This window comes from Peptostreptococcaceae bacterium, from assembly GCA_016649995.1.
Taxonomy (GTDB): Bacteria; Bacillota; Clostridia; order Peptostreptococcales; family BM714; genus BM714.
This window is the reverse complement of the sequence record JAENWJ010000017.1, coordinates 1-20,970: the sequence shown is the minus strand read 5'-3', so window position 1 is coordinate 20,970 and position 20,970 is coordinate 1. Positions and strand designations below refer to the sequence as shown.

The 20,970-nt window shown below is 39.1% G+C and carries 19 protein-coding genes; 16 read left to right on the top strand and 3 right to left on the bottom strand.

The window, feature by feature from the left end; genetic code table 11:
• Window positions 1-14: 14 nt before the first annotated feature.
• From pfkA to JJE29_04755, 4 genes are read left to right on the top strand one after another with little or no spacing between them, the layout of a single operon-like run.
• On the top strand, window positions 15-974 hold the full coding sequence (gene pfkA, locus JJE29_04770) for a 6-phosphofructokinase (GenBank protein MBK5251929.1): 960 nt from the start codon (window positions 15-17) through the stop codon (window positions 972-974).
• Between the two features lie 14 nt (window positions 975-988).
• Entirely contained in the window at window positions 989-2,743 is a 1,755-nt protein-coding gene (gene pyk, locus JJE29_04765) for a pyruvate kinase (protein ID MBK5251928.1), read from the top strand.
• A 9-nt stretch (window positions 2,744-2,752) separates the two neighbouring features.
• Complete coding sequence (locus tag JJE29_04760) at window positions 2,753-3,181, top strand: acyl-CoA thioesterase (GenBank protein MBK5251927.1); 429 nt, start codon at window positions 2,753-2,755, stop codon at window positions 3,179-3,181.
• Complete coding sequence (locus JJE29_04755) at window positions 3,174-4,190, top strand: aldo/keto reductase (protein ID MBK5251926.1); 1,017 nt, start codon at window positions 3,174-3,176, stop codon at window positions 4,188-4,190. The genes JJE29_04760 and JJE29_04755 overlap by 8 nt, the downstream gene beginning before the upstream one ends.
• A 213-nt stretch (window positions 4,191-4,403) precedes the next feature.
• On the opposite strand, the gene JJE29_04750 is transcribed toward JJE29_04755, so the two are convergent.
• Window positions 4,404-5,738 carry a GerMN domain-containing protein gene (locus JJE29_04750; GenBank protein MBK5251925.1) on the bottom strand — a complete coding sequence of 445 codons (1,335 nt, stop codon included), beginning with the start codon at window positions 5,736-5,738 and terminating at the stop codon, window positions 4,404-4,406.
• Window positions 5,739-5,835: 97 nt separating this feature from the next.
• Here JJE29_04750 and rlmD point away from each other — a divergent pair, with 97 nt between their 5' ends.
• The 9 genes from rlmD (at window position 5,836) to JJE29_04705 (ending at window position 14,022) form a co-directional block, all read left to right on the top strand.
• Complete coding sequence (gene rlmD / locus JJE29_04745) at window positions 5,836-7,209, top strand: 23S rRNA (uracil(1939)-C(5))-methyltransferase RlmD (GenBank protein MBK5251924.1); 1,374 nt, start codon at window positions 5,836-5,838, stop codon at window positions 7,207-7,209.
• 427 nt (window positions 7,210-7,636) lie between these two features.
• Window positions 7,637-8,239: a hypothetical protein gene (locus tag JJE29_04740; GenBank protein ID MBK5251923.1), complete on the top strand. Its 603-nt coding sequence runs from the start codon at window positions 7,637-7,639 to the stop codon at window positions 8,237-8,239.
• A 62-nt stretch (window positions 8,240-8,301) separates the two neighbouring features.
• Window positions 8,302-9,402 (top strand): plasmid pRiA4b ORF-3 family protein, encoded by a 1,101-nt coding sequence (locus tag JJE29_04735; GenBank protein ID MBK5251922.1) that lies wholly within the window; start codon window positions 8,302-8,304, stop codon window positions 9,400-9,402.
• A 395-nt stretch (window positions 9,403-9,797) separates the two neighbouring features.
• Window positions 9,798-10,907, top strand: a complete 1,110-nt coding sequence (locus JJE29_04730) for a diguanylate cyclase (GenBank protein MBK5251921.1) — start codon at window positions 9,798-9,800, stop codon at window positions 10,905-10,907.
• A gap of 206 nt (window positions 10,908-11,113) precedes the next feature.
• Window positions 11,114-11,254 carry a hypothetical protein gene (locus tag JJE29_04725; protein MBK5251920.1) on the top strand — a complete coding sequence of 47 codons (141 nt, stop codon included), beginning with the start codon at window positions 11,114-11,116 and terminating at the stop codon, window positions 11,252-11,254.
• Between the two features lie 119 nt (window positions 11,255-11,373).
• Entirely contained in the window at window positions 11,374-12,204 is an 831-nt protein-coding gene (gene xth, locus JJE29_04720) for an exodeoxyribonuclease III (GenBank protein MBK5251919.1), read from the top strand.
• Window positions 12,205-12,380: 176 nt separating this feature from the next.
• Window positions 12,381-12,593, top strand: a complete 213-nt coding sequence (locus JJE29_04715) for a CopG family transcriptional regulator (protein MBK5251918.1) — start codon at window positions 12,381-12,383, stop codon at window positions 12,591-12,593.
• Complete coding sequence (locus JJE29_04710; protein ID MBK5251917.1) at window positions 12,593-12,865, top strand: type II toxin-antitoxin system RelE/ParE family toxin; 273 nt, start codon at window positions 12,593-12,595, stop codon at window positions 12,863-12,865. Before JJE29_04715 ends, JJE29_04710 begins: the two co-directional genes overlap by 1 nt.
• A 305-nt stretch (window positions 12,866-13,170) precedes the next feature.
• Window positions 13,171-14,022 (top strand): methyltransferase domain-containing protein, encoded by an 852-nt coding sequence (locus JJE29_04705; GenBank protein ID MBK5251916.1) that lies wholly within the window; start codon window positions 13,171-13,173, stop codon window positions 14,020-14,022.
• 141 nt (window positions 14,023-14,163) lie between these two features.
• On the opposite strand, the gene JJE29_04700 is transcribed toward JJE29_04705, so the two are convergent.
• Window positions 14,164-15,777 (bottom strand): hypothetical protein, encoded by a 1,614-nt coding sequence (locus JJE29_04700; GenBank protein MBK5251915.1) that lies wholly within the window; start codon window positions 15,775-15,777, stop codon window positions 14,164-14,166.
• 652 nt (window positions 15,778-16,429) lie between these two features.
• Window positions 16,430-16,576: a hypothetical protein gene (locus JJE29_04695; protein ID MBK5251914.1), complete on the bottom strand. Its 147-nt coding sequence runs from the start codon at window positions 16,574-16,576 to the stop codon at window positions 16,430-16,432.
• 545 nt (window positions 16,577-17,121) lie between these two features.
• On the opposite strand from JJE29_04695, the gene JJE29_04690 reads away from it, so the two are divergent.
• From JJE29_04690 to JJE29_04680, 3 genes are all read left to right on the top strand, one after another.
• The gene (locus JJE29_04690; protein MBK5251913.1) at window positions 17,122-18,420 is read left to right on the top strand and encodes a DEAD/DEAH box helicase; all 1,299 of its coding nucleotides are present in this window, start codon (window positions 17,122-17,124) and stop codon (window positions 18,418-18,420) included.
• Window positions 18,421-18,929: 509 nt separating this feature from the next.
• On the top strand, window positions 18,930-20,189 hold the full coding sequence (locus JJE29_04685) for an ArsB/NhaD family transporter (GenBank protein MBK5251912.1): 1,260 nt from the start codon (window positions 18,930-18,932) through the stop codon (window positions 20,187-20,189).
• 13 nt (window positions 20,190-20,202) lie between these two features.
• On the top strand, window positions 20,203-20,682 hold the full coding sequence (locus JJE29_04680; GenBank protein MBK5251911.1) for a hypothetical protein: 480 nt from the start codon (window positions 20,203-20,205) through the stop codon (window positions 20,680-20,682).
• Window positions 20,683-20,970: the final 288 nt, after the last annotated feature.

The following is a 20,970-nucleotide window of genomic DNA, read 5'->3' as shown; positions in this document are numbered from 1 at the left end:
GGTGCTGTGAAATGATTAGAAAAATAGGTGTATTTACAAGCGGAGGAGACGCTCCGGGAATGAATTCGGCATTACGCGCAATAGTGCGCTACGGAAAGTACATGGGACTTACTGTTGCAGGAATACAGAGGGGCTACTCGGGACTCATCGAAGGAGATATTCGTGACTTGGACCTTTCCTCTGTGGGCGATATAATCCACCGTGGAGGAACTTTTTTAAAGACTTCAAGGAGTGAGGAGTTCAAGACTGAGGAGGGTTTCAAGAAAGCGCTTGAAATTATTAAAATTTTCGATCTGGAAGCCCTCGTTGCAATAGGGGGAGACGGTACATACAAGGGCCTTCAGAAGCTTAGCGAGAGCGGAGTACCCGTTATTGGATTACCCGGGACAATAGACAACGACTTTGGATATACAGATGTAACCATAGGCTTCGATACGGCAGTAAATACGGTTGTCGATGCCATTTCAAACCTAAGGGATACATCCGTTTCCCATGGACGCATAAACATCGTGGAGGTCATGGGGAGGCATTGCGGAGACATAGCTCTTCATGCCGGATTGGCCGGCGGAGCTGAGAATGTAATCATACCTGAAATATACTACGACACGGATGACATATGCCGAAAAATAATTGAATGCAGAAATCGCGGAAAGATACACAGCCTCATAATAGTTGCCGAAGGGGTAGGCAAACCGTACGAGCTTGCAGAGGAAATCAAGACTAAAACGGGTTATGAAACACGCGTTTCAATACTTGGATATCTGCAGCGAGGAGGGTCTCCCTCAGCCTTTGACAGGATATTGGCAGCGAGGCTAGGGGCAAGAGCAATAGATTTGCTTATGGAGGGGCGCTACGGAATGGCTGTTGGAATAAAGAACGGCCAGATTATAGATGTTCCGATCGAAAAAGTATTCGACTATAAAAAGGTTACAGATGAGGAGTATTACCGTCTTATAGGCATTCTTTCAAAATAGAGGGGGCGCAGTTCATGAGAAGAACAAAAATCGTATGCACAATCGGACCTGCCAGCGAAGACAAGGCTATTTTCACGGAAATGGTAAAAGCCGGGCTCAATGTAGCTCGCCTGAATTTTTCCCATGGCACACACGATGAGCATAAAAAGCGCATAGAAATGATAAAGGAAGTTAGGCGTGAACTGGACATTCCAATAGCCATAATGCTCGACACAAAGGGCCCTGAAATAAGAACCGGGCTTTTTGAGAACGGCTATGCAGAGCTGGAAACTGGCGGACTTTTCGAAATAACGGTGCGTGACATACTCGGGAATGATAAAATGGCGTCTGTATCCTATGAAGGGCTGCCTGGAGATGTCTCAGTTGGCTCAAAGATACTGATTGATGACGGCCTCATAGAACTTGAAGTTGAGGAGATAAAAGACTCCCAAAGTATTATGTGCCGCGTTTTAAACGGCGGGATTCTCAAAAACCGAAAAAGTATAAACATACCCGATGTTCAAATCAATTTACCTGCACTAACAGATGAGGACATAGCCGACATAATGTTTGGAATAGAAAACGACATAGACTATATTGCGGCTTCGTTCATCAGAAAGGCCGATGATGTCAATGCTATTCTTAAGGTGCTTGAGGACAATGGAGCTGGCGACATAAATATAATATCTAAAATTGAAAACAGGCAGGGCGTGGACAATATAGACGAGATAATCGAGGCGTCTAAGGGAATTATGGTTGCCCGCGGAGACCTAGGCGTAGAGATTCTGACCGAGGAAGTCCCTATGGTCCAGAAAATGATAATAAGGAAGTGCAACAATCAGAGCAAGCCTGTAATAACGGCTACCCAGATGCTCGATTCAATGATAAGGAATCCGAGGCCCACAAGGGCCGAGGCTACAGACATAGCAAACGCTATACTCGACGGCACCGATGCAATAATGCTTTCGGGAGAAACCGCCGCCGGTAAATACCCATTGGAATCGATAAGAACAATGGTGAATATAGCGAGAATAACAGAAGAATCCATAGACTACAGAAAGGCCTTGGAAGAACGAAGAAAGCTTAAGACCGAAAGTGTAACCTATGCAGTTAGCCATGCAACCTGCAGCACTGCGCTTGACCTTAATGCGACTGCTATAATAACGACTACATCAAGCGGATACACACCACGCATGGTATCCAAATTTAGGCCAAAGGCTCCAATAATAGCTGCAACAAGCTCCGAAAAAGTTCGAAGGAGAATGGCGCTACTTTGGGGGGTATATTCAGTATCTACTACAGAGGGGCATTCTACAGACGACATATTCAATAAAGCCATCAAGAAAGCCAAAGAGGCAGGGTATATAAAAGACGGCGAACTAATAATAATAACTGCCGGTGTTCCAGTAGGAGTTGCGGGCTCGACAAATGTAATGAAGGTACACATAGTTGGTGAAATACTCATAAAGGGAACAGGAATCGGAAAGAATCATGTAACCGGAAGTGTTTTTGCGGCGCGAGACGCGAAGCAGCTTGAAGGATTTAAAGCAGGAGACATACTGGTATGCGAAAATACCGATATCGATATGATGCATGCCGTTGAAAAATCATCAGGATTAATAGTAGAAGAAGGCGGGTACACGTCACATGCGGCAATAGTGGGGCTTAGCTTAGGGCTGCCGGTAATAGTGGGAGCGCGTGACGCCGTAGAGAAACTGCTGACAGGACAGATAGTAACAATTGATTGCATAAGGGGACTCGTATATAATGGAAAAACGAGGGTAATTTAGGAGGCAGTATTGGAAACCACAGTAAAGATAAGAGCAAGATACGACGAAACGGATCAGATGGGCGTTATCTACCACGCCAACTACTACAAATGGTTCAACATAGGACGCACCGAGTTTCTGAGGGAGCTGGGCTGCGACTATAGAAAACTTGAAAGCTCGGGCATTATATTTCCGGTTATTGAATCGGGATGCAAGCATTTTTATCCCGCATACTATGACGACGAAATCCTTATTAAGGTATGGCTTGCAGAATTTAAGGGAGTACGGATGCGGGTTGCATACGAAATAGTAAATTACGACACAGGCAAAAAGCTTGCCGAAGGATTTACCCTACACGGTATAGTGGACGGAAATCTGAAGCCTGTTCGTGTAAACAGAACAGAAAACGAATGCTTGAAAATACTCATCGAAGCAATGAAGGAGGGAAAAAATGATTAAGAGAACTTTGGGGAGAACAGGACTTGAGGTATCGGTTGTAGGTTTCGGAGGGATACCAATCCAGAGAATTACCAGAGAAGAAGCTGAGATTCTTGTAGTTGAAGCATGCAACAACGGAATCAACTTCATAGATACTGCCAGGGGTTATTCAGTAAGCGAGGACTATATAGGAACTGCGCTTGAGAACAACAACCTGAGGAGCATGGTGATTTTAGCAACAAAATCTCCGGCTAGGGATTACGAGACAATGAAAAAAGAAGTGGAAACAAGCTTGGAAATGCTTAGGACTAATTTTATAGACCTTTATCAATTCCATAATGTTCGCAATACGGAGCAGCTTGAAACCATAATGGGTGAAAATGGAGCTTATAAGGCCCTCGAGGAAGCAAAGGCTGAAGGAAAGATAGGGCACATTGGCATAACATGCCACAGCGCTGATATACTCATGGAGGCCTTGAAAATAGATAAGTTTGAAACAATTCAATTCCCTTACAACTATATAGAAAGCCAAGGCGAGCCGGTATTCGAGCAGGCAACTAAGCAGAATGTAGGAGTAATATGCATGAAGCCTATAGCAGGCGGAGCCATGGAAAAGGGTGAATTGTCCATACAATATATATTAAATAATCAAAACATAACAGTGGCAATACCGGGAATGGACTGCGTTGATCAGGTTGTGAGAAATGCGGCAGTTGGAAACGAATACAAGCCTCTCAAGGCGGAAGAACTCGAGATTCTCGAAAACATAAAAATGGATTTGGGTGACCACTTCTGCAGGCGTTGCGGCTATTGCCTGCCTTGCCCACAAGGAATAGACATACCAACACTATTCAGCTTCGAGGGTTATCACATTAGATACAAAATGAATGATTGGGCCCAGGGACGATACGACAGCCTTCCAAAGCATGCGTCGGATTGCGTAGAGTGTGGACTCTGTGAATCAAGATGCCCGTACGACCTTCCCATAAGAGACATGCTAAAGCATGTGAGCAAAACCTTTGGACAATAAAACCCAGACTGATGAGAATCTCCGATTTCTACGAATGCCTGTGCCCTTTGGGTACCATATGGAAACTGTTATAAATAAATAAATCAAGCTGCCTGTGGAAAAATTCCTGGGCAGCTTGATTTGTTTTTGTTTCTTGGGTTTTTATATTTTGTACTTGTTTCTACTTTCTACTTTCTACTTTCTACTTTCTACTTTCTACTTTCTACTGCTTTTTTACCTTTCTGGATTTATGAAAGCCGGTTTTTCCATAGGCTCCGAGAAGTCGTAACCCTCGAATTGAATTGGGATTCCATTTGCAGTTAGGACAACCTTGTCCACGTTCATTAGGGTAGTTAAGCTATTTAGAAGGGCTTCCACGGCCATGTTTGCAAGATCCGTTCTTTCTCCATACAGCTTCGTTATGTCGGCACTTAAATCAACAGTTATTACGCTTTCGCTTATCTTGTAGTCCAATAATTCGACTGAAGATGGCAGGAAGGCAAAAGCATTTGGTGATTTGACTTCATTGGCAGTTCCTGTTTTAAAAGCCGTAAACATTTGCTCAATGGCTTCCTCATAGTTGGTGGCCACGAGTTTTGCTGGAGCAAGAACCAGTTTGCCTGTTTCTGTTTCCAGGCACATATACGCCATTGGTCCGCCTGTGGTTTTCCACGGAGTGGATATGTCAATTCCGTGAAGGGCTGTTTCGGCAGGTTGCTGATTGATAAGCACCTGAACCTCTTCGATACCAAGATTGTCCCTAAGGGTTCTTGTTATGGCTTCAGCGGCGAACAGGCTTACGCTTGAACCATCATCATAGACTCCCAAATCTCCCGCCGGAAGGCTGAGAGTGGAGACATTGCCCGAAACCCATATATACGGTATGAAAGGAATAGGAGAGCCGCCGGTTAAGCCCATCGAACTCTTGGGTCCATCTGAAAGAGTGTTTATAAGATACCGTACTACGCTTTCCTGTCTGGGGACAGTTCGTGTGACAGGGACAAGATACATATACTGATTGTCCGGATAGTAGAGTATGAAATTCATTAAACCGGATTGGTTTTCAATGGAGCTTGCCGATTCGAAAGTACCGTTTGGCATATACAGAAGATCAGTGAAAGCTTCTTCCATCGAAATTGCCGATTCATCCGCAACATAGATTCTAAGAGAATATGCACCAGATGAAAGCCGGGCAGATTCCTTATCTATATTCACTGAATAGTCAAGGCTTGAAATTCCGTCGGTGGATGAAGAATCTCTTTCCAAAACGAAATCTGATGCTTTAAGAGTCTTTACAGTTTCCCCATTCATTATGAAATCGAAAAGAACGAAGTCGTCAGAAAAATCTTTATTAAAAACACCGTTAATGGTAAACTCTACTTGAGCATAGTTGGAGGAAGAATCTCCACCAGAGTCTATTACCACCTCGTATTCGGAGGTAGTTGAAATTTCGGCAGGATTGTCTCCATTTATTGCAGGCGAGTTGAAAAATGCTGTGTTGAGTGGAATCATCGATACGGTGAAGCATATAGCTAGTATTAGAAGTATATTGAATATTGCTTTAAACATGGATGTGTCCCTCCGATTTTATTTATAATATCATTATAGAATATTTTCGGAGATTTTTCTAATGATTACACGTAAAAAGAAAAAGGAGTAAGAAGATATGGGCTTTAACATAAAAGAGGGCAAGAAATACGACATAAAAATACACGACTTGGGAGACTCCGGAGAGGGAGTAGGCCGCATCGAGGGCATGACAGTCTTTGTGGACGGACTCGTCCCGGGCGACAGGGCTCTTGTCGAAATAATAAAAATGAAAAAGAGCTATGCCATTGGCAAGCCCATTGAGATAAAGGAACGCTCCGACATCAGGCAGAAACCGCCATGTAGCCATTTTCCCGAGTGCGGGGGTTGCCAGATACAAAACCTTATATACCAAAAGCAACTAAAATTTAAAAAGCTAAAAGTTGAGGCCGCACTAGAGCGGATAGCCGGGCTTGACGGAATCAATGTGCAAGAGACCCTTGGAATGGAAAATCCCTTCCACTTCAGAAATAAAGCCCAGCTTCCATTTGGAAAAGAGAACGGAAAAGTTGTCATAGGCTTCTATAGAAAAAAGTCCCACGAGATAGTGGATATTAAAAAGTGCCTCATACAGAATCCTGCAAACGACGAAATAGTCGAAGATTTGAGGGAATACCTAAATAGCGTGGATTATTCCATATACGACGAGGTTGTCCACAAGGGAGTCCTCAGGCATCTTATCCTCAGAAATTCCTATAGGACTGGGGACATAATGGCTGTTTTAGTCACAAACGGAGCAGATTTCCCCAAGAAAAAGGCTATAGTTGCACTCCTTACATCCAAGTTTCCACAGATTAAGACAGTTATACAGAATATAAACAGCAAACGAACAAATGTAATCACAGGGCCCGAGTCAAAAGTCCTTTTCGGAAGTGGAAGAATCACCGACTATATCGGCGATTTTGCATTCGAGCTTTCGCCTCTGTCCTTCCTTCAGGTCAACACAAAGCAGACAGAGGTTCTATACGCTAAGGCCCTCGAATATGCAGATATAGGCAAGGAAGACATAGTATTCGATATATACTCGGGAATCGGAACCATATCCCTTTTCCTCGCCCAAAAGGCCAAGAAAGTTTACGGTATAGAAGTAGTAAAACCCGCAGTCGATGATGCAAACCATAACGCAGAACTAAACGGAATAACAAACGTCGAGTTCCATTCCGGCAGAGCCGAAAAGGTCGTTCCAAGACTATACGAGAGCGGAATCCGCGCGGACGTAGTAGTAGTAGACCCGCCCAGAAAAGGCTGCGAGGAGATAGTCCTCGACACCATAGCCCATATGAAGCCCAAGCGCATCATCTATGTTTCCTGCAAGCCTTCCACCCTGGCACGCGACCTCGCCTACCTCAAGAAAAAAGGTTACATCGCAAAAGAAGTTCAGCCTGTGGATCTCTTTCCGCATTCGACACATATTGAAGCCATAACAATGCTTGTGAAGAAGCGGAGCGACTGAAGAAGCAGATGTACGTCTCATGCAACCTGATCCCTAAACTGAGTTGCCTCTTTGCACACAAAAAACGTAATCTTAAACGAAAGGACTTATAGGATGCTGAGAAATCATATTGTTATATATATAGAATCACTGGGGACGGTACTTTTTGATTTTTGTGGACGGTAATCACTGGTCTCGGACGGTACTTTTTGATTGAAGATTAGAATCACTAGGAACTACTCTTTTTGATTGCGAAAATTGTTCGAAAAAAAGCAATGTCGTATAGGTCGATAGCAAAGCTTTTGGAAGTGTCGTATAGCATAGTTCGAGATGCGGCAACAGAAAGTATGGGTGAATAATCAAAAAGAACCGTCCCCAGTGATTCAGCAGTTTAAGAAAGTGGCAGCAAAGAGTTTACAATGAATTATCAAAATTATGAGGTGAGAAAGTGTATAAACAACTCCTGACGAAAAAATTCTTTCGAGATAATCCGTACTTGGAAAACACCACCCAACGATTTATTTATAGCATCTTTTTATTTGAAGGGGTCGAAGATGCAGCCAATGAAATAGTGATGCAGCAAGTAGGATTAAGTGCTGAACGCCTTGAACAGACCACTCGAGAGAAGGAACTAATCGAGTTAGAACAAAACCCTGAAGAGATATTTCAGCTCTTACGTAAAAAAATAGATGGGGTTAATCGGGTCAACCTGATTAAAAAAGCATTGGAGTTTGAAGAAGTGCTCCTACCTATGGTGACGGAAAAGCTGATACGTAGCAACTATGATATTTTCATTGAAAATTCAATACGGCTTCTAGCTAGAAGTAAAAAAGATTATTCTTCGTTGCTGAAGGAACGGTATGCTGAGATACGAAGCCCTTATGTACAGTCCTTAGTTTGTCTGATTATTGGCTTAAGAGGGGATGAAGGCACTATTCCTTGGATAGTGGACAGATTCTTTGAAATGAAAAAGATGTATCCAGGAGAAACGTATGATCAGGGTCCGCTGCTTGCCTTGCATGAACTTAATCATCGTTTTTATAAAAAATGAAAACCTTCAGCCGCAATTAACGATACTTTGATAACTTTGTGATACCGGAAGGAAGTGAGAAAATGAAGATAGCACTTACGAAAAAATTAGCGGATGCTGTGGGAGTTAATTCTCCATCCGCATACGAAGATGAGAATCCGCTCTTTTATTGGACCGCTAACTGGACAACTGTGTGGCATAATCATAGAACAGAGGATATGATTGTGTTGGTAAACAACGCTACACGCTTTACTGTTGCGATTTACCAAGTCAAGCGGAAAAATCTGAAAAATGTTGAAGAGATGATGAGAACGGCCATTTTAAACACGTTATTGTACATGAAAATAAACCCAGAGCTTGTGGATGAATATTTACGACTAGCAGGAGAAGTAGAGTTTATCAAAAATCACAATAGAAAGACAACGGCGTGGGTAACAAAGGCAGGGGCGGAATGCTCTTTTCATGTTGGAAGAGAATACAATGGTATCTCAAAAATGTTTAGGGATACGGTTGGAGCTACTTCTAATTACAGACTTGTGAATTATTCCGGTAGTACTAACGATGGGTTTGTTCCTTACCTTGCAATGATTAATGCACTAACCGAACTTATTGGAAAGCAATCTTATAAATACCGTGCTTTTGAATTACTGGTTACGCTTGATTTAGAAGTATACAAGGTCGTTCGGAGAATTATCGTTCCTGCAGACCTGAAATTTGAACAGCTACATAAAGTGTTACAGTCGGTGTTTAGCTGGAAAAGTTACCACCTTTATGACTTTACCATCCTTGGCGGTGATATGCATAACCCAATTGCCAGAGTTGTTCCAGATGAGGAGAGTTTGGAGTGCGATGAAGACGCTATTTTAATGGAAGGGCATACATTGTCAGATTTTTTGCCTGAGCACAACCAGATGATCTATACCTATGATATGGGCGATAACTGGGAGCATGAAATCCATCTTATGCGTGTAATCGAGGATCATGACAAGGAATCACCGTACTTGATGGAAGCAATTGGGCAAACACCACCTGAGGATGTCGGTGGAGTAGGAGGATTTGTGAACTTCCGTGAAATTATGCTGAATCAGAGTCATCCGGAATATGAGGATATGAAGGAATGGGCTAGGTTCTGGCAAACAGAACTTAGTGATTGGCAAAGCCATCCAAAAGTCATTCATGTTTAATTGGAAACAACATCAACATCAACATCAACATCATTCTCAACCGTAAGAATGAATTTCATGCTTGTTAGAGAAGACGTATTATGTGTGAAAGTTGTATAGATGGCTATATTAAAGGATTTGATTGGAGCGTGTAAATTGAATTTTGACATCCCTTGAGACCTTTGATTTCAGTAATGAAACAAGAAAAGTGCATTTGCATTGAAAACCTATGGCTGTGAACTAGTGCTGAATACCCTCCGCCAAGGAACCAATAGGTTCTAACGACATCATTATTGTCTACTCAAGGCATATTGAAGCCATAACACTGCTTGTGAAGAAGCAGATGTACGTCTCATGCAACCTGAGTTGCCTCTTTGCACACAAAAAACGTAATCTTAAACGAAAGGATTTATAGGATGCTAACAAATCATATTGTTATATATATATTAGATATAATTGCCCTCTTTTTTCTATTCGGATTATTACACAGCAATAATTTTCTGAGCAAACAGCGTAAAAGGTCATTTTCATACGGTATTGTTTTTACTGTTATTGTTATTATATCTGAGGTTGGAACGATATTAGTCAGTGGGGGAAGTGCCGAAATGCGTAGCTTTAGTATTTTTTTTAATGTTCTTGGTTTTGCGCTTACGCCTGTTATTCCAATTGTTTTAATCGCTATTTTTGACACAAAGATTATCCAAACGCATAAATTATTTTTGCTGCCGACAATCCTCAATTTTGTAGCCGTCATGTTATCACCATTGTTCGGGTTGATCTTTTATGTTGATGTAAACAATTACTACCAAAGAGGCAGTATTTTTTTATTTTTCGTTATTGTTTACATTATCAATATAATATTCTTTGTTATTGCCACATTGTATACAGGCCAAAAATTTCTTTATCCAATTAAATGGAAAATAGCCAGCTTGTCTTTTTTTACCGTGGCAGGCACATGTATTCAGCTTTTTGTTCCATCTGTATATTCCTCATGGCATTGTGTGACATTGTCTTTGCTCTTGCTTTATATTTTACTATCCGAGTTTGAAGGCAGTTTTGATACATTAACTAAGTTTTACAATCGGGCGGCTTTTGAGAAAGCATCAATACAGTTGGCAGGTAAAAAAAAGTTTTCCGTCATAATTATGGATATCAACAATTTTAAAGAAATTAACGACACTTATGGGCACGAATATGGAGATACGGTATTAAAAGAGGTGGCGGCGATAATAAGAGATTCTTTTGATGATAACTGCAGCTGCTATCGTGTAGGTGGCGATGAATTTTATACTATTCGCAGAGATGCAAACCTAAATAAGCTTGAACATCAGCTTAAGAGCATCACAAACAACCTTGCAAAAGAACGTCAAAAAGACAGATGCTTGCCGACGGTCGCATATGGATACAGTATTTTTGAAGGAGATAAAACTCTAGACTTTCAAAAAATATTGAAGGAAGCCGACGATCAGATGTATTACTACAAACATCTACAAAAAAATAGCATTTTGATAAACTGTTCCAGGTGATTCAATGCACGCGGAGACGGTTTGTTTGCTGGCAAGAAAATAAGATGTTTTTTCGTAGGTTTCACTGTCACTATAAAATTTGCATGGCTAAAAATTATTTTGCTAAATACCATATATGAAGTAAAATTGGAATATTGGGAGTTTAAAATCAGAATAGAATAAAGGGAAGACGAAATTGGTCTATACCTGTGGATGCTATTAAATCAATGGGGACGGTTCTTTTTGATTGCAGAAAAAATGATATTATAGAAGTAAGATGGATAATAGGCAATGCATCTGGAATGAATGAACTGATTAAAGCAGTGGGATGGGGCAATGTCATTAAGTTGAGGATAACGTATAATTAGTTTCGAATGAATTATATCAGTATTCGAGAGGCAAGTGAAAAAACGAAAAATTAGCAAGAGCTATATCAATAGAAAAATAAGATGATAAATATTAGGTTAAGAAAATGAGGAGAAATAAAATGAAATTCATTTCATGGAATATTGATTCATTAAATGCAGCCTTAACAAGTGATTCAAATAGGGCGGTGCTCACAAGAAAAGTAATTGATACAATCTTGGAGAAAAATCCAGATGTAATTGCTTTTCAAGAAACGAAATTACCTGCAAAGGGACCAAGTAAGAAGCATATGGAAAGTTTAGCGGAGTCTTTCAAAGGTTATTCATATAGTTGGAGAAGTTCTCAGGAACCGGCTAGAAAAGGTTATGCAGGGACTATGTTTTTATATAAGGATAAGTATTCTCCTAAGGTTATTAATCCTGAGATTGGAGCTCCTGATACTATGGATTTCGAAGGAAGAATTATGACCTTGGATTTTGGAGAATTTTATCTTACGCAGGTATATACTCCAAACGCAGGAGATGGTTTAAAAAGGTTGAAAGAAAGACAAGTCTGGGATGAAAAGTATGCCAAATATCTTCGTAGTCTTGATAAAGAGAAACCAGTTTTAGCAACAGGAGACTATAATGTGGCTCATAAAGAGATAGATTTAGCTAATCCACAGAATAATCATAGATCAGCAGGTTTTACCGATGAAGAACGTGAAGGTTTTACAAATTTACTAAACAAAGGTTTTACAGATACTTTCAGATATCTTCATGGTGATGTTACAGGTGTATATTCCTGGTGGGCACAAAGGGTGAAAACAAGTAAAATCAATAATGCTGGCTGGAGAATTGATTATTGGCTAGTTAGTAATAGGCTAGCTGACAAGCTTGTTAAATCTGAGATGCTAGACGCTGGTGAAAGACAAGACCATACACCAACTATGTTGGAAATTGATTTCAAGTAGGATTTTAAGTTCTGAGTAGATTGCTCAGAACTTTTTTGTTCAATATTATCAAATGATTTTATAAATAAACAATAGGATTATAGTGAATAGTAAGTAGATGAATAATTTTAGCATTTTATAGATTTGACAAGAATATAACGTTGTAATACAATGTAATACAAAGAGAGGTGGTAATTATGTCTACAATTTCACTTAGATTAAATGATAGGGATGATGAACTAGTGAGAAAATTTGCGGCGATTCATAATATATCGGTCTCAGAATTAATTAGGAATGCCATTATTGAAAAGATAGAAAATGAAATTGATGTTGAATTATTTGATAAAGCAGTTGCTGAGACAAAAGCAGTTTATACCTTAGATGAGACTAAGAAGAAATTGGGATTATGATGAATTGGGAAGTTGAATTTACTGATATTGCTATTAAAACATTAAAAAAGCTAGATAAGCATACAGCTGCTATGATTATTGGCTATATCGAAAAAAATTTAGTGGGTGATATAAATCCAAGATCCTTAGGAAAGCCACTTGTAGGTAATCATAAAGGTAAATGGAGATACAGAATAGGTGATTTTAGGTTGTTGTGCAAAATAGAAGACAAGCGAGTTATAATTGTTGTTGTGCAAGTAGGTAACAGAAAGGATGTTTACAAGAAAAAGTAGAATCTGTGACCCTTATGACACATGTAGACTAGTGGTCACTGCTATCGCAAATAAGACAAGGGGACAGGCACCTTGTCCGATAAAATAAAACAATAGACAAACCGTCCGCAGTGATTATGTTGTTTTTGACTTTCAGATCCGTCTATGTCGGAGGTGGAGGTGCAGACAAAACCAGGAATTAGCAACATCAGATAAACCATGAGGTGATGCAAATGAAAACAGAGCGGTTCATCTACAACTTGAACTATCCTATTTATGAAAAAGAAAGTTGCGAAATTGAAGTGCGATCCCTTTTTAAATTTGATTTGAAAGAAAAAGTCTTTTTTGAAAGTAGGAAAGTTCATCCTTCCGTAAGCCCATTTTTAAAAAACAGGTTGGAGATTATATACAAAGCTTCCACGTTTTTAGAAATCATAGAGTCGATAACGAAAGATAAGATAGCGGCATCGGATTTCAAGGTCAAATATGTGAAATTGGGAAAAGACGACCCGCATTTCAAGAAAAGAAGAGAGTATTGCAAAGCAATAGGTCTTATTATCGAGGGGTTTCCTTGTTTCGCTGCACCTAAAAATACATTTGGGATCACTTTTTACAAGGGGAACTGGTACTTTGGAAAATTAGCAGAGAGAAGTCTTTATTGGAAAGTGCACAAGAATAAACCGAATTCGTATTCTAGTTCTTTAGGTCTAAGTACCGCAAAAGTTCTTATAAATATTGCGGGGAATGGCGATACATCCAAACGATTAATAGATCCATGTTGTGGTGTCGGGACTGTACTATTAGAAGGTGTTTGGGCAGGATATGATATTACAGGGTGGGAAATAAATAGTAAAATTGCTGAAAATGCTCGAGAAAACTTGAAACACTTTAACTATGAAGTTAAGGTTGTTACTGGAGATATTCAGGATATAGATGACAGTTTTGATGCTTCCATTGTAGATCTTCCATATGGTAATTGCAGCTTTAAAAATGATGAAAATCAATTGAAAATAATTAGGAACGCTAAAAGAATATCAAAAAAAATCGTATTGGTTTCGGCAGAGGATATAAGAGATGAAATCGTAAAGGAAAATCTCGAAATAATAGATAGCTGTAAAATAAGGAAAAATGAAAAGGGTGATTTTTTGCGCTATATCTGGGTATGCAAAGTAGGATAGATGAAATTTGCTCCAAATGATGAATAACTTCAGCTAAAAAAGTTGGAATGCTGATAATAATAAGCATGACAAAGCTCTGAAACAACCTATTTAAGGTAATTTCAGAGCTTTTTTATGTGTTTGAAAAATATTTTAACCATCCTAGTTAAAAGGAGCATAATTTTTCATGATTTTTTCTGCTGTTTTTAGGCCATCCACTGCAGAAGACATAATACCCCCGGCATAGCCGGCGCCTTCTCCCATCGGATAGAGACCGTGAATATTTGAGGCATTATTTTCGTTGCGAGTAATTCTTAACGGGGAGGAACTTCTGGTTTCCACACCGGTCATAACGGCATCCTTCATGGCAAAGCCTGCAAGTTTAGTATCGAAATGAATAAGGGCTTCTTTCATAGTTGCTATGACATAATCTGGTAAACAGTCTTTCAGTGGTGCAAATGTAAGGCCTGGCTTATAGGTGGGCCTTACCTTGCCCCAGGTGGTACTGGTTCTATCAGCCAGAAAATCGCCGACTAGTTGTACTGGTGCATAGTAATTTTTGCCACCAAGATCATAGGCAAGGCGTTCCCATTTCCGTTGAAATTCGATCCCTGCCAGAGGATGATCACTGCCAAAATCAGAGGGTTTTACCCCCACAAGCAAGGCTGAATTAGCATTTTCACCGTTTCTGCGATGTTCACTCATGCCATTGGTAACAACTCCTTGTTCTTCAGAAGCGGCTGCAACGACATAGCCACCAGGGCACATGCAAAAGGTGTAGGCCGATCGACCATTTTCAGAGTGGTAGGAAAGTTTGTAATCCGCTGCTCCCAATCCAGGCTGTCCTGCAAAAACACCATATTGTGCTTGGTCAATGATTTTTTGAGGATGTTCAATTCGCACACCGATGGAAAAAGGTTTTTGAGTCATCGCAATGCCGCTATGATGCAATACTTCATACGTGTCCCTAGCACTGTGACCGATCCCGAGCAAAGCAATCGAACAGTGGATTTTCTCCTGATCATTAATTACAAGTCCAGAAAGAAAACCATCATCAATAATAAAGTCAGTCACTTTTGCTTTAAACCTTACATCTCCACCAGCTGCGATAATTTTTTTTCTGATATTTATTATGGTTTCACGCAGAAGATCGGTTCCGATATGCGGTTTGCCCGAATACAGTATTTCTTCTGGTGCTCCGGCTTCAATAAAGGCTTTTAAGATGCGACGACAGCGATTGTCATTGATTAAGGTTGTTAGTTTTCCGTCCGAAAAGGTTCCAGCGCCACCTTCTCCAAACTGCATATTGCTTTTGGTATTGAGGGTCCCAGTTTTCCAGAAGGCACTAATTTGGGATGTCCTAGTATAAACATCGTCTCCCCGTTCAAGAACAATGGGTGCATAGCCATGCTTAGCTAGGGTTAAAGCAGCAAAAAGACCGGCAGGTCCCATGCCAATGATGACTGGTCGCTGAAGCAATTTTTCATTTCCTGTTTGCACTTCATCAGAGGTTAAATTCGGGGTTCGTTCGATGCCGTTTTTGCCATATCTTTTGAGAAGATTATTTTCTCTTTTTGCTGAAACATCAACGGTGTAGATGTAAACAATCGCATCTTTTTTTCTGGCATCGATGGATTGTTTGACTATTTTAAAATTAATCAAGTCTTTAGGACTAATCATCAATTTAGAAAGGATTGCGTTTTTCAAAGCGAGTCTTTCTGAATCATGATTGACCACCTTATTGATTCCTATTTTAAGATTACTAATTCGTATCATTTAATTCTCCTGTTCTTATTTGAAAGTGCGTAATAAATGACAGTCAAAAAAATCCTGCGTCATTATACATATAACCTGACATGTGCTGTGAATATTTTTAGTTAAAGTTTTTTCCTGTTGACTAAATCATACATTTATTTGATGTGAAATTCAACTATGGTGAGGATGAAATGGAAGACGAAATTTGAGGACTTACCTTTGAAATTACCATCTTTTTTTCAAACCAATACACTTGGTCCAGAAAAGCTTTATTTGGTTGTCTGGGATTTCAAGGGATCTCGATTTAATTTTGTACGGACAAGGGGGCAGGCACCTTGTTCGATATAATAAAGCAATAGGGGAATCGTTCCCGGTAATCACATAAAAATGGCGTACCACAAGTGTAAATAACTTATAGTACGCGAAAAGGAGCGGAAAAAATCCGCTCCTTTCCTTTCTTGATGCCGGCTTTAACCAATGCTTTCTCCGGTCAAGCAGGCCTATCCAAGTCGTACAATATCCACTCGATTGTTATGCGTTTCATCCGGTCTTCTTTCTTCGATTGTACGAAGCAATCAGAAGCCAAAAGGCCACATTGATCAAAAACAATCCAGCCACCGTCAAGCCGATTCCTTTTTTCTCTTCCATGATATTGCTCCTTCCTTTTCTTATCTCATTCAATCAATACAGAATAAAATCCATTCCTGCAAATGATTTCCGCCGATCCTGCGGCTACAACCGCATCATTTCCGTATTCTTTCGCTTCAATCTGTATATCTACGTAATATTCAGCTTCCTGGCCATCAATTCCCGGCCACACCGTGGGAATATGATCCTATTGCTACGGCCCCTTCAGCGCTGTATACTTTTCTCTTCATCTCAAAGCCTCCTCATTCAATATATATGCCTATATATACCATTACCCCTAAGCAGTTTCGTCAAACCGCCATTTGCCGTGTAATGCCTTAAATCAAGAAGAAAAGAATTGAGTGTGCAATATGTTTTCACTTCATTTGGTTTTGCTCATCGCTCTCCTTTTCGAAGTTCCGATTTAAGCATGGGATCACTATATATTTGAGTCTGTTGTTTGACATTCACATATATCTTGTGCAAGAATATACACTGAGATTATAATATAATTTGCCAATGACTGGACAGCAATGAACAAAAATGATAGTATAAATAGTTGGATCATCATTTTGTGGATGAAATTGCAAAACTACTAATCAAGTGAATTTGCGACGAAATAAGAAAAATCTCTTGAAAAGCGAGAGATTTTTAATTTTGAACAAGAGAAATAAGATAATCTCAGTCAAATGTGACTGTAAAAAATAATCAAAATAAGAATCAAAAGGAGAAATAATATTGTTATTTGAAAATTTAAATGTAATTGAACCGATACAAAAGTCTTTGAAAAATATTGGATACACTAAAGCGACACCCATACAGGAAATGGCTATACCGCCCTTGCTTAAAGGAAAGGATTTATTGGGATGTGCGCAAACTGGTACCGGAAAGACGGCGGCATTTGCAATACCAATTTTGCAAGGGCTTTTAGCTAAACCCCAAAAGACAAAAGGAAAAAGAAAAATAAGGGCATTAATATTAGCGCCTACGAGAGAACTTGCAATTCAAATCAATGATAGCTTTAAAATTTATGGTCGAAATCTAGGGCTTAAAACACTGGTTATTTATGGAGGGGTATCACAAAATCCTCAAACTAAATATCTAGGGATTGGAATAGATATATTAGTTGCAACGCCAGGTAGACTACTTGACCTAATAAATCAAAAGTTTGTCAACTTGAATAATATTGAAAACTTTGTACTTGATGAGGCAGATCGCATGCTGGATATGGGAATGTTTCAAGATGTAAAAAAAATCATTAAACATATTCCTGATGAGAGACAAACCATGTTTTTTTCTGCAACCATGCCTGCTGAAATTTCAAAACTTGCAGACAATCTACTGAAGAACCCGGTTAAGATAGAGATAACACCGGTATCTTCGCCGGTTGATATCATAGAACAGTCAGTTTATTACGTGAACAAAAAAAATAAAACAGACTTATTAATTCATTTGTTGAAAAACGAGTCTATAGCTTCAGCATTGGTATTTTCAAGAACAAAGCATGGAGCGGATAAAATAGTAAAAGTTTTATTGAAGGCTGGAGTCGAAACCCAAGCGATTCATGGAAACAAATCGCAAAACGCAAGACAATTGGCTTTAAAGAATTTTAAAGATAAAAAAACAAGAGTCTTGGTTGCAACGGATATTGCAGCTCGCGGAATTGATATAAATGAATTATCACATGTGTTTAATTATAACTTGCCGGAAGTTCCGGAAACTTATGTCCATAGAATAGGTCGTACCGGGAGAGCAGGTCTTGGGGGAATAGCTATTTCCTTTTGCGATCAAGAAGAGAAGATTATGCTGCGAGACATTCAAAATCTGATAGCTAAAAAAGTACTTGTAGTTGAAGATCATCCCTACCCGCTAATAGAAATGCCAATTGCTTCAAGACAGGCATCTGTCAAAAAATCTTTAACACCAAGGAAATCTGCATTTAAGCGTAAAAGTGATAAAGAAACAAGTTATTCAAAAAGTAGCGAGGGCAGCAAAAATAAAAAGCGATATTATTCTAAGAAGAAAAAAGAAGCTTAACATTGAAATATCCTTATTATTGCAATAAAAAAATTATATCCTCAAAGATAGATATTTAAAATAGTTGAGTTGGAAATTAGAAAATCACTGAGGACGTATTGATATTTCGAATTGTAAGGTTTGAAATGCACAGCAAATCAGAAAAGGCAGACCTGACTTAATAATTAAGTCGGGTCTGCCTTTTTTATTCGAGCATAGGAGTGGATTGTTTTAACCTTATAAAAGAAGGCATATGTATTTAATGAACCTTACAGTTTAATAAATGTATAATAATCTGCATTGACATTGGAAACGAGAAGCATATAATAAACAACGTTGTTTTAAATTAATCATAAGGTCGGAAAGAAGGGTTGAACGTAAAAATAAATGTCCGAATCAATGGGATTATTCATTAGGCAAATTGAAATGGATTGATAAAACAAAAAACTAAGGGTCATAAAAAATGCGGTTTTGGCAAGGGGACAACAACATATTACTGAATGAGGTGTAGAGCAGTGGAATTAAATCATATATTAATAGTAGTATTAATCTTTGTAACAACATATATTATAATAATATCAGAGAAAATAAATAGAACTTCGATAGCGCTCTTGGGAGCGGTTTTATTGATGATTTTTAATATAATCAACCAGGAAGAGGCAATAAATCATATCGATTTCAATACTATCGGTTTATTGATTGGTATGATGATAGTCGTTAATATAATGAAGCGAAGCGGCATATTTACATACGTGGCAATAAGAGCTGCAAAAATTGCGAAGGGCGATCCTTGGAAAATAATCGTCGTTTTCTCGATTATAACAGCGGTTTTTTCGGCGTTATTGGACAATGTGACTACGATTCTTCTCGTAGTCCCTGTCACTCTAGTTATTACGGACACATTGGAAATGAATCCGACACCATTCTTGATTCCGATGGTATTGTTTGCAAATATAGGAGGGACTGCAACACTCATTGGCGATCCACCGAACATTATGATCGGAAGTGCGGCAGGATTGGGATTCACGGATTTCCTGTTAAATTTGGGGCCGGTAGTGCTTGTTATATTTATTGTGACAATTTTGATTTTGAAATATACGGGTAGCAATAATTTTCATGTTGATGAAGTAAAGAAAAAAAAGATAATGGCTTTTGACGAAAAATTAGCTATCAAGGATTTGGCATTGCTAAAGAAAAGCCTGTTTGTACTGGCTATGACAATTGTAGGGTTTATGTTCCATCAGTCGCTTGGTTACGACTCCGCAACGATTGCATTGCTTGGGGCATCGGTTTTGCTTGTGATTTCCCAAATAGATCCGGAAGAAGTTTTGATTGAAATTGAATGGCCGACAATTTTCTTTTTCGTAGCATTGTTTATATTGGTTGGAGGATTGCAAGAAGTTGGTATCATCGATTTTTTAGCATCCAAGTTGCTTGACATTACAAACGGTAATTTATTTGCAACAACCATGTTTGTTTTATGGGGCTCGGCTATTGCATCGGCTTTCTTGGACAATATACCTTTTGTTGCAACAATGATTCCACTTATCAAGAGCATAGCGGTGCTGGCATCTTTAAATGTAACGCCGCTATGGTGGGCGTTGGCTCTTGGAGCATGTCTTGGAGGAAACGGGACATTGATCGGAGCTTCTGCGAACGTTATAGTTGGCGGAATGCTCGAAAAACATGGCTATAAATTAAGTTTTGCAAAATATATGAAAACAGGATTTCCAATCATGTTGGTCAGCATATCAATTTCAAGCGTATATCTTGCGGTGTTTTATTTTTAAGGAGGCGTAAATCATGAGAAAGTTTTTAGATGCAGAAATAACGCAACATACTATGAAGTTACAGCAGATGGGAGCGAAGGTGCAGGTAATAAACAGCAAACTATGTTATGTAAATTTCGATATAAGCGGGTTTAAAATTCAATATGTGTACAATGTGAATAAAAAAGGAAATTATTTTCTCGAAAGAATTAAACCGTATCCTATGCCAATCAAGGAATTTGAATTGGAGCAGGATGTAATCGACATTATTGAAGTGGATGTAGAGCAGTTCAAGAGTGCTTTGAAAAGCCATAACATTGAAGAATTCATTAACATTAGCAGAACGCTAAATAAAACGCTAAAAAAATTCGAGGATTTATTCTTATATTATAATATTCCGGGAAAAGAAATTGATAATATTGTTGAAAAACTCGAATCATTCGAAAAAGAGATAGATGATTTGGAAACAAAATCAGAAAGATTGTATTTCAAGAAAGAACCCGAAAATTTGTAGAACGACCGAAGATCTTTGTCAGAGGGTATTGATGGAAAGGTTGTTTCAATTATCTTGTGATTGTAGAGAAATTGAAATAGGCTGCTAACTATCGTGGCATTGTTGACAAGAAAATACTTCGAAACGAGGGGAAAAGCAAAACGATAACGTTTTCGGAAAATGCTTTGGAAGAAGGAATTTAAGGCAAATAATGGGATACAGGCATCTGGCGGGATGTTTGTATCCCATTATTTTCGTCGGAGTTTTTGTTACCAACTATTAGTTATGGGTATCTATATTATGGTTAGC

Coding starts and splice junctions, on each gene's coding strand:
- JJE29_04730 (MBK5251921.1), top strand. CDS start 9,798: ATGCTAACAAATCATATTGTTATATATATATTAGATATAATTGCCCTC.
- JJE29_04750 (MBK5251925.1), bottom strand. CDS start 5,738: ATGTTTAAAGCAATATTCAATATACTTCTAATACTAGCTATATGCTTC.
- JJE29_04710 (MBK5251917.1), top strand. CDS start 12,593: ATGAATTGGGAAGTTGAATTTACTGATATTGCTATTAAAACATTAAAA.
- JJE29_04700 (MBK5251915.1), bottom strand. CDS start 15,777: ATGATACGAATTAGTAATCTTAAAATAGGAATCAATAAGGTGGTCAAT.
- xth (MBK5251919.1), top strand. CDS start 11,374: ATGAAATTCATTTCATGGAATATTGATTCATTAAATGCAGCCTTAACA.
- JJE29_04680 (MBK5251911.1), top strand. CDS start 20,203: ATGAGAAAGTTTTTAGATGCAGAAATAACGCAACATACTATGAAGTTA.
- pyk (MBK5251928.1), top strand. CDS start 989: ATGAGAAGAACAAAAATCGTATGCACAATCGGACCTGCCAGCGAAGAC.
- JJE29_04735 (MBK5251922.1), top strand. CDS start 8,302: ATGAAGATAGCACTTACGAAAAAATTAGCGGATGCTGTGGGAGTTAAT.
- JJE29_04725 (MBK5251920.1), top strand. CDS start 11,114: ATGGGGACGGTTCTTTTTGATTGCAGAAAAAATGATATTATAGAAGTA.
- JJE29_04715 (MBK5251918.1), top strand. CDS start 12,381: ATGTCTACAATTTCACTTAGATTAAATGATAGGGATGATGAACTAGTG.
- rlmD (MBK5251924.1), top strand. CDS start 5,836: ATGGGCTTTAACATAAAAGAGGGCAAGAAATACGACATAAAAATACAC.
- JJE29_04755 (MBK5251926.1), top strand. CDS start 3,174: ATGATTAAGAGAACTTTGGGGAGAACAGGACTTGAGGTATCGGTTGTA.